The 13,909-nt window shown below is 34.5% G+C and carries 11 protein-coding genes; 10 read left to right on the top strand and 1 reads right to left on the bottom strand.

Annotated features, from left to right (window positions below; translation table 11 throughout):
* Window positions 1-96 precede the first annotated feature (96 nt).
* Window positions 97-372, top strand: a complete 276-nt coding sequence (locus FJN11_RS08735; protein ID WP_140224477.1) for a hypothetical protein — start codon at window positions 97-99, stop codon at window positions 370-372.
* Here the strand turns inward: FJN11_RS08735 and esaA are convergent.
* Window positions 352-3,099 carry a type VII secretion protein EsaA gene (esaA, locus tag FJN11_RS08730; protein WP_140224476.1) on the bottom strand — a complete coding sequence of 916 codons (2,748 nt, stop codon included), beginning with the start codon at window positions 3,097-3,099 and terminating at the stop codon, window positions 352-354. The two genes, FJN11_RS08735 and esaA, sit on opposite strands and share 21 nt — an antisense overlap.
* 181 nt (window positions 3,100-3,280) lie before the next feature.
* Between esaA and FJN11_RS08725 the strand changes: the two genes are divergently transcribed.
* From FJN11_RS08725 to FJN11_RS08680, 9 genes are all read left to right on the top strand, one after another.
* Entirely contained in the window at window positions 3,281-3,571 is a 291-nt protein-coding gene (locus FJN11_RS08725) for a WXG100 family type VII secretion target (protein WP_049492928.1), read from the top strand.
* A 494-nt stretch (window positions 3,572-4,065) separates the two neighbouring features.
* On the top strand, window positions 4,066-4,323 hold the full coding sequence (locus FJN11_RS08715; protein WP_061590471.1) for a hypothetical protein: 258 nt from the start codon (window positions 4,066-4,068) through the stop codon (window positions 4,321-4,323).
* Between the two features lie 9 nt (window positions 4,324-4,332).
* A complete protein-coding gene (essB, locus tag FJN11_RS08710; RefSeq protein WP_049492933.1) occupies window positions 4,333-5,532 on the top strand; it encodes a type VII secretion protein EssB in 1,200 nt (399 codons plus the stop codon).
* A complete protein-coding gene (gene essC / locus FJN11_RS08705) occupies window positions 5,533-9,966 on the top strand; it encodes a type VII secretion protein EssC (RefSeq protein WP_140224475.1) in 4,434 nt (1,477 codons plus the stop codon).
* Between the two features lie 129 nt (window positions 9,967-10,095).
* Window positions 10,096-10,491: a YwqH-like family protein gene (locus tag FJN11_RS08700; RefSeq protein ID WP_140224474.1), complete on the top strand. Its 396-nt coding sequence runs from the start codon at window positions 10,096-10,098 to the stop codon at window positions 10,489-10,491.
* 9 nt (window positions 10,492-10,500) lie between these two features.
* On the top strand, window positions 10,501-10,785 hold the full coding sequence (locus tag FJN11_RS08695; RefSeq protein ID WP_140224473.1) for a variable surface protein mvspG: 285 nt from the start codon (window positions 10,501-10,503) through the stop codon (window positions 10,783-10,785).
* Window positions 10,782-11,435, top strand: coding sequence for a DUF4176 domain-containing protein (locus FJN11_RS08690; protein WP_115904591.1), 654 nt, complete (start codon window positions 10,782-10,784; stop codon window positions 11,433-11,435). The genes FJN11_RS08695 and FJN11_RS08690 overlap by 4 nt, the downstream gene beginning before the upstream one ends.
* On the top strand, window positions 11,425-13,116 hold the full coding sequence (locus FJN11_RS08685; protein ID WP_140224472.1) for a T7SS effector LXG polymorphic toxin: 1,692 nt from the start codon (window positions 11,425-11,427) through the stop codon (window positions 13,114-13,116). Before FJN11_RS08690 ends, FJN11_RS08685 begins: the two co-directional genes overlap by 11 nt.
* Window positions 13,113-13,838: a hypothetical protein gene (locus FJN11_RS08680; protein ID WP_140224471.1), complete on the top strand. Its 726-nt coding sequence runs from the start codon at window positions 13,113-13,115 to the stop codon at window positions 13,836-13,838. Before FJN11_RS08685 ends, FJN11_RS08680 begins: the two co-directional genes overlap by 4 nt.
* The last annotated feature ends 71 nt before the right edge of the window (window positions 13,839-13,909 follow it).

The raw sequence follows: 13,909 nt of genomic DNA, 5'->3' as shown, positions 1-13,909 counted from the left end.
ATTTCTAAAATAATGATATAAGATACTTATTCAAGGTATAATACGAGTTAAGTAATAGAATGTGTCTAATATTCGATTTTTTTAGAAAATCTAAAAATGATTGAGGAACATTATCATCATGGTATATTTAGTTGGAATCTTGCAACAGAAATTCAAGAAAGTGAAGAGTTCATTGTTCTAAAATTCAAAAAATTTAAAACTGAAATATTTAATATCATAATAAAAAAAGAGAGAATCAGTGTGATTCTCTCTTTTTTTATTATGTGTCGATTAGTCCGTCTCGCTCCTCTAGGTGCGAGACAAAAAACCACCCGCTATGCGGGTGGTCATGATTATATTTTTATAAAGAAATTATTTTTTCTCCTTTGTTAACCAGTAGGTAATTCCAGCTGATGTAATTCCAGAAACAATAACAGCAACAATTACCCATAATCTGTTGTTTTCTACAGAAATAGGCGTAGCATAAGTTTCTTTTTTGGTTTCTATAGGATTTGATAAGAAACTCATAACATTTTGGTTAGTGGTTCCTCCATCACGGATATTTTTCATAACAGTTTTGAAGGAATCTGCATAATTTCTATTCCCTTGAATAACATTTGCTTCAGTAGTAATCAATTCGTTTGTTGTTGAAACAGTGCGGTCAATATTATCTTTAATCGTTTTAACTTGGCTATTAAATTGAGTGAATTGATCCTTCATTGTTCCAACAGCTTCATGATTCTTGTTAGTTATTTTTGAACTATCAGAAGTGGTAGTAACTAGTGATTGAATAGATTGATACAGTTGCTCAGGTGTATCAATTTTAACCTTTAATTGATTGTTGTTTGATTCAGAAGTTGAATTTGTAGTTTCAAGTTGTTTTTCTTTTGTTCCTTTCCATACGTTATATTCTTCTGATAAAGATTTAATTGATGCATTATACCAATTTGTTAAATCTGTGATTTCCACTTTGAAATAATCATTTGGTAAATCTGCTTCATTCAATTTTGGTATTTCACTTGTTATTTTTCTTAACGAATCTGAAGTCCCTTGAATTTCGTCGAGTAATTCAAGACCAGATTGTTTAAATTGTGTGATTTGTTTATTTGAAAGTTGCGATTCAATATCTTCACGATTGATATTACCATACATATTATAAACTGAATCAGGTGATAAAGCAGAAAAGTTTATAGAGCTACTGTTTGGATTTCCATAGATTGCTTTAATCATTCCTGCAGCTTGATTAATTTTACTTAATTTATCAAAAATATGTGTTAAATCCTTTTTAACAAGTACATCTGATTCCTCTTTATCACTACGATAGATGGTCTGTTTTATAGGGATTATTGTGTCTCCGATGTGTATCTCAAAAGATATATCATTTTTTCCATAATGTGGCTCAAAAGTATAGGAAATGGTCAAGTTATAGGTCTTATCATCAGCAATAACCTGTTCACCATTTACTAATTTAGCATCTCCGGTAACTGAAATTTTAGCCTTAGGTGATATGTATTTTGTTTCAGTTGATGTTTTTGTTTCGGCTGGTGTTTTTGTTTCGGCTGATGTTTTTGTTTCAGTTGATGCATTAGAGATTTCAGGTTTTGATTCTACATTTAAAGAGGAAGCATCACTTGGGGTAGTTGAAATAGGGGAAGAAATCTCTGTTGTAGCAGTTTCTTGCCCTGCTTGAGGAAGTTTAACTGTGATAGGGATTTCTTCGGTAATCTTGTCTAATTTATCATTTTCTGTTGTTAAAAATTCAAAACTAGGCAAGCCGGTTATAGGTGTAAATTTTTTATCAAATTGAGAATAGTTCTCAATTAAAGTTAGTTTTGAAGTATATTCATTAACTTGATCAGGGGTTAAGACTTTTAATTTCTGTAATTTAGCAAATAATTCTTTGTAGTCAGACATTTGGATACTAGTTTCTGATAGTGTTGAACGAATCATATCTTGATAAGTGTCAGGTAAAGAATTTTTTACTTGTAGGCTATTGTTTATTTGTGCTGCAAGCGTTGCTTTGGATTCAGAAGTTAAATCCGATTTAGTATCCACTCCTTCTTTTCCAAAGTAAAATAACTCTACTTTTTTCTTCTCTTTTTCTAATTCAGTTTGGAGCTTCTCTAATTCAGTCTTTTTATCATTTGTTTTATCTCGATAATCAGAAATAATTTTATGGTAATTAGAAATCAAATCTTCAAATTTACTAATTTCTGATTTTTGAGTATCATTATTATTTCCAAATTGAGATAATGATTTTGATGCAGAATCATTTATCTTTTCTACAAATTTAGCAGTTTCTTCATATTGATCTTTTAAAATCGTATTTGTTGTAGAGACATTTTGTTTTGAATTTTCTATTTCTCTATCAAAATTACCTTTAACCTCTTGAAGTTTTGTTTGTAAGTCATTACCCGTACTATTTAAAAGTTTTATAACTGATTCGGAGAAATTTTTTTGAAGTTCTTCGAAGGAAGAGTTGTTTTTTTCTAAACCAGAAACTAAATCCATAGTACTAGTAATAGATTGGCTAGCTTGATTGGATGGTGTATAGATATACTGAGAAATTTTAGAGTGTGTTCCTGATTGCTCATTGACAATGTTTTCAACATTTCTTTTCGCATCGTCTAAGTTGTTAATGACACTCGAAAAGTACATTTTGATAACGTTTTGATTGATTGTATTCAGATGTTCTCCGACACGTAACTCTACATTTTTAGATTTGACAGGATCTAGATTCGATTTTGTTTTATATGCTATCTTTGCTCGGTCTGGGTTAAAGCTTTCCAGCTGAGCTATTTTCTCTGAAAATTGTTGTTCTATGTATACAATGACGTCAACAGAACCATTCTCAAATCGATTTTCAGCGACATTGCGAGTCATAACTGTCCATTGGTTTGAGCTATCTTTGGATAATAATGTTGTAAAATCATTCCCTAAATTATACGTGTTCCCATTTAAAGATCCACCAGTGTCTTCATTTACTAAAGCAATATTTAATTTACGGTCATTTACTTTATTAGTTATTGAAACTTCTTGATTTTTTAAGTAAACAAAAGCAGCACCAGAACCGACCAATAATGTTACAAAAATGCTACCACCTATGATTATTTTTTTCATACATAAACCCTTTCATTTATAGTTTATTATATCACTAATGTGAATCTGAAACAAGGGGGCGATTTGAACTATTAAGTTTTAAATTTTCTGGGGTAATAATGGAATATAGTGTAATAAAATGATAGACAAATAATAAAACATATGATAAAATAATAAAAATAAAAATTAAAGGAGAATACTAATGTCAGTAATTAGTTTAACCCCAGAACAGTTACAATCTCAGGCGGCAATTTATCTTAGTGCTAAAGAACAAATTGAACAGGCTGTACAAACTGTTAATCGAACAAATGGCGAAATGGCATCACAATGGAAAGGTCAAGCATTTAATGCTTACCTTGAGCAATACAACCAGTTGTATACACATGTTCAAAAATTTGAGGAGCTTCTAGTGAGCATCAACCAACAATTGAACAACTATGCTCAAACAGTAGCTGAACGTGACCAACAAGATGCACAAAGCTTTGGTTTGTAGTTAATTTTGAGGAGCGTCAGGGGAACTTGACGCTTATTTTTATTTTATGATGAAGAACATTAAAAAGTACCTATTAATTCTTTGTATAGTATTTCCTGTGTTAGTCTATGCAGACGATGGTAGCTTAAAACTTGATACAGATATCATTACAAATAGTACACAGGAAACGGTCAAAAATAGGATAGAGTCCAAATATGCTCCAAATTTATTTTTAAATCGTACCCAAAAGGTTGTGGACCAGAAAACTCAAACAACCAAAGAACTTATACAGGGAGCAGAACAGACTATATTTACTGATGGTGAAAATCACTCTATTTATCGTCTAGAAACTACTGTTGTCCAAACATCATTGTTTAATCAATACACTATAGAGGAGAAATCCTCTTTTAAACAAAGGAATTATTCAATTTTTAAGGATTGGATGGGAAATGTATTTACCAGTTTTTTCTTACTGTTTATGGTTTTGTTGGGAGTCTATTTAGGAAGGAAATGGCATGGATTACGAAAAAATAAAGTTAACTCTAGACTATAGAGCAAAACAAATAGATATTCTAGTTTCAAAATCTCTAACTTGGTTAAGATTAGAAGAATTACTAAAAGATACCAAAGTTAGAGAACAGTTGAATTTACCTCTAAATAGTTCGTTTTGTTTCAAACTTAGAAACAAACAAATCCATATCGAACCAATGGATATCTTGGCTGTTTATCCAGTTAGCGATGGAGATTATATAGAGATTGAGGATGTATCATAGGAGGAAAAAATGTTTGAAGCAGATCGACTAGAATTTGTGAGAGAAGACAATCAAATATCAGTTCAAATTTCTTCATCAGGTTATCGTAGAGAACAACTTGAATTGATTCAAGAATATTGTCCAGTAGAAATAGTACAGAAAGACGGAGTTCTTTCTTTGCAGTATAAGATTCCTGAGTATTTTAAAACTGTTAAAGAAGAAATTTTAGAAAGAACTACGGAACTTGAACGTTTTAGTTTGGCACAAAGTATGTCTGTATTAGTTCGTTCTGAAAATGATTATAAAATTCCGTACATTCATCCTGAAAATATCATTATTTTTGGAAGTAATGTACAAATGTTACACTATGGAATTGAAAAATTACTTGCACCTCAACAGTATAGTTCTGAATTTTATCTAGAATCTTATAAAGCTTTAATGATTTCTATTTTACTACCTAAGATAGATTTTGAACTAGCCATCCATGGGATTGATGCAATAAAGGAAAAGGTGGCACAAGATATTATTCCCTTAGAGAGTGTAGCTGATGTCAATAATTATATTGCAGAAAAGTATGCCAAATTATCAGAAGAGAGTTCAAAAGCAAATTTGTTGGTTAACAAGAAAAAATGGAAGACTTTGTTAATAGGGGGAGCTTTACTTGCTACAACCACACTTGTCTTAAGCTTTGCAACTTACAAATCTATGTTTAAAGATGGGCCACTAAAATCATCAGTCATTATGGCACAATCAAATTTCATGCGAAAAGATTACTCTGAAACAGTTGAATCATTAAAAAATTATGGTACAGAATCATTGCCCAAGGAGGCCAAGTATATCTTAGCAGCAAGTTATGTCCGTTTAGATAGTTTGAGTGATAAGCAAAAGGAAGTTATTTTAAATACGATTACAGAATCAACAGATGATACAATTTTTTCTTATTGGATTTATCTTGGACGTGGAAAATTTGAAAAAGCTCTAGATGTGGCACAAAATATCGGGGACACGCAATTGATTTTACATGCTTATACAAATCTATACGAGTCAGTTAAGGCAGACATCAATATGAATGGTTCTGAAAAACAAAAGAAACTTGAAGAATATGAAAAGAAAATAAAGGAACTTTCTGCTGAGATTGGAGAAGCTACGACAAATAGTAGTGATACAAAAGCATCTACTGAAACAACAACTCCTAAAGACAACCGAACAAAAGAAAAGAGTGAACGATAAATGAAGGCAAAAAAGCTAGAATATGATCATCAGCTGGGAGACCAATTAGGAGAGCTTCATAAACCTCTTTATACCTTGTTGATTGAACAAGATAATCTAGAGAAAATAGATTTGTTTGAAGGACAAAAGGTGAAGGTCGGTACTAACGAGTATACAGTAGAAGGTAGAATAGTCTATCGAAATGGTAAGACTTTAGAAAGAGGAAAATCTACTTTTGATAAAGAAATTGTAACCTTGTTGGTTCCTGAGGAAGATATTTTTATCAGTTATATTTTCCCACCACAGCGATTTATTTGTAGCAAGAAAGAATCAGCTGATATTAGTTGGAAAATTTCGAACCAACTTATTTTTTCAAATAATCAAGTACAGGTGACACTTGGGGAATCTCCGATTTATTTAAATGACCGTCTAGTCAAAGAGGGAGGACTTTATCCGTTTGAATTAGGGAACCGAATGAAGGTTTCTAATTATTTTATAGAAAAAAGAAAGAATCAGTGGAAGATTGGATGTCTCTTCGAAGAACCGCAATTAAATAGGAATCAAATTCTGATACAAGAAAAAAATAATGAGTATCCGATGGATTTTCCAGAGTATAGAAGGAGTCCCAGAGTTAACCCTATTATCCATAGCGGAAAAATCATTATCAATCAACCTCCTCAACCGATTAGACTCCCTAAAAACTCGCTCATCAGAGCAATTGTTCCAGCTTTAGGAATGTTTACTTTAACTGCATTGAGTTCAATTTGGACAAAAGGTAATCCTGTAATGATGCTAGGGATGGGGGGCTTTAGTCTCCTGACAGCAGCGACAACTATGAGTCAGTATTTTGAAGAGAAAAAGGATACCAAGGAACAAGAAAAAAATCGAATTCAAGATTATGAGGCATATTTATTAAAACAAGTATCTGACTTAGAAAAATACTACAAAGAAGAAACTAATATTTTACATTATAATCAACCGTCAATCTCAACCATTACTGAACTGATTGCAAAGTATGATTCAAGAATTTATGAGAGAATGGACTATAATGAAGATTTCTTACAGGTGTCTTTAGGTTTAGGAGATAGGTTAAGCCAGCTAGAGCTGCAAACAAATTTTGATGAGCAAAGTAAAGATGAAATATCGCAGTTTGCTCGCACAGTCTTGCAAGACTACAGTTTGCAAAAGAAGGTTCCAATTACTGTTAATATTTTTGAAGCGACAGTTGGTCTTGTTGGAAACAGTGAAGTAACTAGGACAGCTGTGTATAACATGCTCTTACAGATGGCAATGTTTCACAGCTACTTAGATGTTAATTTTATCAATCTTGTTCAAGAACAGAGATATGAGAAAGATTGGTCTGAGTGGCGATTTCTTCCTCATTTCAATATGCAGGAACGAAATATTCGTGGTTTTGTCCATGATGCCAGAAGTCGTGATGCCGTTCTAAATTCGCTTTACCGTATCATTCAAAAACGTTCTCAAATCAAACGTGAAATGGGGGAAAAAGATGCGCGCTTTAAACCCCATTATGTCTTAACGATTATGGATGACTCCCATTTACTTGGCCATAGTTTGAATGAGTATCTAGCCAAAGATTTGACAGAGTTGGGTGTAACAGTCATTTGGGTGAAAGAGGCACGTCGTCTTTTGCCAGAAACTATCACAACTCTAATTGAATATAAGAATCAAAATTTAGGTCAAATCATTAATGATGAGGGTGCCTATAGTGCTCAAACCTTTATTCCCCACCCGCTGTTGGATTGCTATGAAGATTCTATTCGTACTTTAGCAAATCTAAAACACATGGAAGTAGAGAAGAACACGATTCCTAAATCCGTTACCTTTTTGGAACTCTACCAAGTCAGAGAAGTTGAAGAGTTACAGGTTGCGACTAGATGGTCCAAAGCGGATACTTTTAAAACGTTAGCTGTGCCATTGGGATTGCGTGGGAAGGATGACCAGGTGGAACTCAACTTACATGAACGTGCACATGGGCCACATGGTCTTGTAGCAGGAACTACTGGTTCAGGTAAATCTGAGATTCTTCAGTCTTATATATTATCCATGGCTGTAAACTTTAGTCCAGAGGATGTTGGATTTCTTACGATTGACTTCAAAGGTGGAGGGATGGCGAATCTTTTCAAAGATTTACCACATATGCTTGGGTCTATTACTAACTTAGATGGAGCTGCTAGTGCGCGTGCCCTAGCTTCTATCAAAGCAGAGTTACAAAAACGCCAACGTCTCTTTAATCAATTTGGTGTTAATCATATCAATGGATATACTAAATTATATAAGGAAGGCCAAAAAGCTACTGACAAATCAGGTTATCCAGAAAAACCATTACCTCATCTGTTCCTTATTAGTGATGAGTTTGCTGAATTAAAAGAACATGAACCAGAATTCATGACAGAGCTGGTTTCGACAGCCCGTATCGGACGTTCGCTTGGAGTCCATCTAATTCTTGCTACACAAAAACCATCAGGGGTCGTCAATGATCAAATATGGTCAAACTCTCGTTTCAAACTAGCTTTGAAAGTGTCAGATGAGTCTGATTCAAATGAAATAATCAAAACACCAGATGCGGCGAGTATTACTGAACCTGGTCGTGCTTACCTACAAGTAGGAAATAACGAAATCTATGAATTATTCCAGTCTGCATGGAGTGGTGCACAGTATGCCCCACAAACAGAGGGGGTTCAAGAAGTTGTTGATGAAAGAATTTGGTTGATAAATGACCTGGGACAATATGAATTGTTATCTGATGACCTATCTAAGGATGAAAATTATATTGCTGATCAGACGGAAGAAATCACGGAACTCTCAGCAGTTGTAAACTATATAGCAAGAGTGAGTAAGACTGTTCCTTTCAATCTGCCAGATAAACCGTGGTTAGAACCTTTAGAGACAGCCATCATATCCCCTCAAACAGATATTCACTGGACCGATGAAAAAGTATTGGCCGTTCCCTTTGCTCGAATGGATATTCCGACAGAACAACGTCAGAAGGATTATCATTTTGATTTGGAAAAAATGGGGCATACAGTTTTCTATGGTTCACCTGGTTTTGGGAAATCCCTAGCTCTTCAAACTCTAGTGCTAAATCTCGCTCGTTTGAATACTCCAGAGCAAGTACAAATCAATCTATTTGACTTCGGAACCAATGGACTCTTGCCACTAAAAGATTTACCTCATGTAGTTGATTTGACAAGGTTTGATGAAGAAGAAAAACTGGTTAAGTTTTTAAAACGTATTGACCAAGAGTTGAAGATTCGTAAGGAGAAGTTTGCCATCTATAATGTAGCAAGTCTTTCTCAATACGAACAAAAATCAGGTGAGAAACTCCCCGCTATTCTTACTATTTTTGACGGGTTTGATACTATAAAAGACATAGCGCTAGAAGAAGCTATTGAAAGTATGATTAACCGCCTCCTACGTGAGGGAGCGAGTCTTGGATGCTATGTGATTTTGACAGCACTCCGCTCAAATAGCCTTAAAATCAGTATGTCAAGTAATATTACCTCGCGCTTGGCCTTTTACCTAGTTGATGAAGGAGCTTCTAAGGAAATTATAGGACGTGATGCTTTAATTCAGCAAGAAATTTTTGGCCGTGCCCAGTTGAAAGAAGATATTCCGTATGCCATTCAGGTTTATCTCCCGATAAGTGGAGAAGGCGATATAGAGCGCCTATATAACTTGGAGGAAGAAGTTAAGCTGATTGCAAGAAGCTGGACAGGAGTTTGCCCAGAACCAATTCCAATGTTGCCAAATGAAGTGACGCTTGATGAGTTTAAACAATCAGCTACAGTTCAAGAGATGATGCAACAAGGTCAAATCCCAATCGGATATGATAAAGAAACGACTAAGGTAGTAAGCTTTAATCCTAAAGAACATGGCTATTTTGTCATTATGGATGACACACCACAGCAAACAGAACTACTGGAATCAGTTTTATTAATGGCATTTGAAAATCTGAATGGGCAAGCTCAACGTATTCTTTTTGATATTGACGGACGTCTTGCAAATCCAGATAGTTTTGATTCAATCATCTTGTTAAATAACTTTAGTACGGCATTAACAGATCTTGTCAGTGAAATTGAACGAAGACTACAAGGTGGCGATAATCAAATGATGTTTGTTTACATGCCAGACATTCATACCGTAAATGAAAAAATGTTACTTTCTGCAAATGTGTTAGAAACGATTATCAAAAATGCCTCTAAAGCGGGAGTTTACTTTATTTTCCATGGCTATCAGAAAAATATTGAAAGTAAATTTGATGAGTTTAGTAAGCGATTGCGTGCAAATATGCCTGCAGGTATATTTGGTACTAGATTTATGGATCAAGGAATGATTAAAGGTAAATCAGATTACAAAGAAACTCTTTTAGAAGTCGATGAAACTCACTTCTTTGTTGGAAGAGAAGTTTGCAGAATTAAATTACCAAGATAATTAAAATTATAGTTCACAAAGAGCTTCTTGTTCTGTGAAGGTGTCATCTTTCGTACTTAATGTATATGGCTTTTGTGTGATAAATATGTTAAAATAAATTCTATAATTTAGTTTTTACGGAGGATAGGAATGGGAGAATATTATAGACAGATAGCATCGTATTTTCGGCAGTGTGCATCAAGTATGCAAGTTGAAAAGGCAGCAATCGATGAAAAAATTCGTAGGTTGAGAGATGCTAGTAGTGCATTGGCAATTAAAATAGAATCTATCCAAGTTCAATCGAGAACTTTAAGGCAAATCCTACCTTTGGACTCGACTCAGTTTAAAGGGAGTCGTCAGGAAGATTTTGAAGAAAAATTTCACTCTTTAGAAACAGAGCTATCGAATTTTTGTTCTGGCCATGAAAATAATAAACAAACAATTGATGATAAAATTCAAACTCTTACATCGGAATCGAGTGATTTACAGAATAAAATAAATAATTACTACCGACAAGCGAGAGTGTATGATAATTTAGATGACTAGGAGAGAATAATGGCAGAAACAGGTGTAAATAAATCCAGTTGGGACAGTATTACTAGGAATGTTTCTTCTTCAACTGCAGGAATTGCCAAGCTGAATGATATACGATTTAGTCGTACAGATCTAATCCCTTTTACTACGTTTAATGAAGTTTTTGAAGAATTTAACAAATCAATAAATAAATTTAAAGGATTCACAAGTAAAGATGCATATAAAATGGAGCAAGCAGGTCAGAATAAACTAGATGATGATGCTGCTGGAGCATCTGCTATGACATCTGGGGGAGGTTTGAAGTGATAGAACCACAGATGACTTTATTTACAAGAGCACTATCTAAATGTAAATTGACAGAGAAAGATAATGATGTTTTGACAGCGGTAGCGATGACCTTATCAGGACATCCAGATGTTTTTCGGGCGTGTTATATAGCTTTTATGAATGACGAACCAAGCTATCATTATCATCCAATGATAGGGGCGCCGTTGGAATTTTTCTATGAAAAAGAACTCGTGCGGATTCGGCGTCTTCAAGAAGAAGTTATCCTACCTCGTTCAGTTTTTATCCAGTATGCTTCTTATGTAGATCTCTGTTTAAGTCGTATCTATCCTTTGGGTAGTGTTGTCGAACTTGATCGTGAGCTCCTTCCTAAGGAGTTGGTTGAGTCATTTGAAAGCGAACAGATGGACTTTTTTGTAGTCATTTCCGGTCGTCGAGTTGATTTGGCAAACGGACATTATGTGGACTACATTGGTCATGGCTATCCGTTTGGGCTACGATTTGACATCTCTCCTTTGCTTATAAGTAATCTTTTTATTAAGAGAGTTGTATCAGAAGGATATTCGGATACCGTGGATGAACACTACTGCCAAGAAGCTCTGCGTAAGGAATACCTAAATGCAGGTATGGTATCCAGTGTTTATGTTAAGGAGGAAGTGAATGAAGATTGATGTATCGGAAGTTCTGTTACAAAAAGAGTTGTTGAGTATCTCTGTTGAGAGTATTAAATCACAGCTTTCTGTTTCGAGAAGTCGTCTATCAGAGGTTGTTGCTACAGATAGTCTCAAAGGGGCAGTGAAGGATGCCATTAACCAGAAAGTGACCAACTATCAGATACCACTGGTCGATAACTATATCAATACCTTGGATAGTATTTTCAGTCGCTATGAAGGGATTTTGAAATTATTCCAAGATACTGTGTCAGAGACTAATACTAGTGCGATTATTCATACAGAATATCTAGAGAGCCTCAAGCAACGTATAAAAGATCCTGTTAATGATTTGAATAAAATTTCAAGTGAGGCACTAATTATCTATGCAGGGATTGGTGATATTCTGACGTTAACGAATCCTAGTTTGGATAGTGTGAAGGCGAGCTATAGTGAAGCAGTCAAGAGTTTAGATGATACCATAGAGAACATGGAAGCTTTTAATAGTGTTCTTTTAAAGACAGATACCTTTGACCTTATAGATATGCAAAATAGTGAAATTGCTACCCTATCAGGTTATGCTCCTCTTCCATATGGGAACACCGCATCGAGAAATTATTATAATCGAACTTGGTTTAAAAACTCAGTTTCAGAGATACACTCAGCTATCCATAGCAACTCCAAAGCTGTGAAGTATCAAAATGCTCTCGCAAAACAGCTTGCTGAGTCTAAGTATAGTGGTACGATAGCTGAAAATAAAAACTTAATAGATGCATTATTTAATGTGTATAAAGATATAAAAGAAAATCGTCTGTATGGAAAATCTGAATATTTTGAATTGGAATCTATGTTGGCAGCTTTATATGCGTATTTTCGTTTTAGAAAAAATAAAAAAGGGGATATCATTGTTTCTAAAGCAACAACAGAATTCGGTAAGTCATTAGATGATTATTTTAAAGTTGGTAAGAAATTAAGTGGTAGTCGTATTTACGAAGTTGTTCAATATAAAAATGGTGATGTTTCAAAGGCCTTTAAATCCATTATGAAAAATCTAGGCTATACTAAATATAATGAAGAATTGAGTAAGGTTTTCGAATCTTTTACAGATACAACTCGATTTAGAACCAAAGTGGCTAGTGTCGGAAAATCAATTGTGTCTACAACTGGAAGTCTACTGAAAGAAGAATTCACTAATGAAATAAGTTTCAAGGATGCTGGTAAAGGCCTGTGGAAAGGAATTACAAGTGAGAAAGGACTTATAGGTTCTGTTAAAGAAGGACTAACAAACTTTAAATCCGCTACGAAGTTTGGTAAGTTTTTAAAAGGAGCTACAGTTGTTGGTGCTGCTTTAGATGTGGTTGATACTTTTTCAAACATCAGTGAAAATGAAAAAGAGGCCAAACGTCAAGGGTTGAGAGGAAATGAAGTTGAGGCTAGTAAGGCGACAGGCTTTGTGATAGATGCGGCTAAGGCAGCGGGAACAACTGTTGCAGGGATTGCTGGGGCTAGCGTTGGAGCAGTGCTAGCAGGTTTAGTTGTTGGTGCGACAGCTCCTGCTTGGTTACCTGGGGCAATTGCAATTGGAGTATCCGCAGGTGTTGTAGCAGGTTTGGACTTGCTTGATAAAAAGTTTAATATTACGGATAATCTTAAAAAAGGTGCCAATAGCCTGATCAAGGGCATGAGAGGATGGTTTAAATGATTATTGAAAGAATCAAAAGATTTTTTGAGTTTCAAAGAAGGAGTGTCCACGGACCAGTTCCTCTGTGGGGGGTATTAAATGGGATTTTTATTTTATATCCTATAGCCTTTTTTATGTTTATGGCAGTAGGGTTAGAGATTCTAAAAAATGAGGACTTATATCAAGGGCTTCTTGTTGCAGGGATTGTTGTTTGGATTTTAAATCTGGTATTTTTACTGGATCTTAGACGAGGAATTTTAACTAGCTTTGGAACCTATCTCATGTATCTGATTGGACATGTTTTGGCTACTATTAGCTATAGTGCCATGAGCGGGGATCATAGTTTTATTAGTTTGAAAATTTTCCTCCCTCTTATTTTTGCTATTATAGTTGTGATTGTTGGGACTTGTCTAGTCAACTTAGATTCTGAAGAAATTTTATCAGAAAAGGCCGTCAAAAATATCTATAATTTTTTATTTGGACCTCCTGTAATTTTATCGCTTTGCTTTATTTTTTTAGCGATAATTGGATATGAATATTTTTGGGGATGGGGGATGTCTTTATTATTCATGATTTTTGGACCTTATTTGTACCGAACATGGTTTTATATTATCTATGCCTACCAACATCGTCATGATATTGAGCAAACAAGACCAATCAAGCATATAGAAGTGTCTTCTGATTTGATTCAAAATAAAGAATTTGATAAAAATAGATTTAAAAAGGAAACGAAACATGATTAAAGAAATCCAGATTCATATGGAACATTTGATGACAGATCAATAGCCTGATAAAAGGCATGAGAGGATGGTTT

Source organism: Streptococcus symci (genome assembly GCF_006385165.1).
In the GTDB taxonomy this organism is placed as follows: domain Bacteria; phylum Bacillota; class Bacilli; order Lactobacillales; family Streptococcaceae; genus Streptococcus; species Streptococcus symci.
Note: the sequence above shows the minus strand (reverse complement) of the source record. Positions and strands in the feature narration are given on the sequence as shown.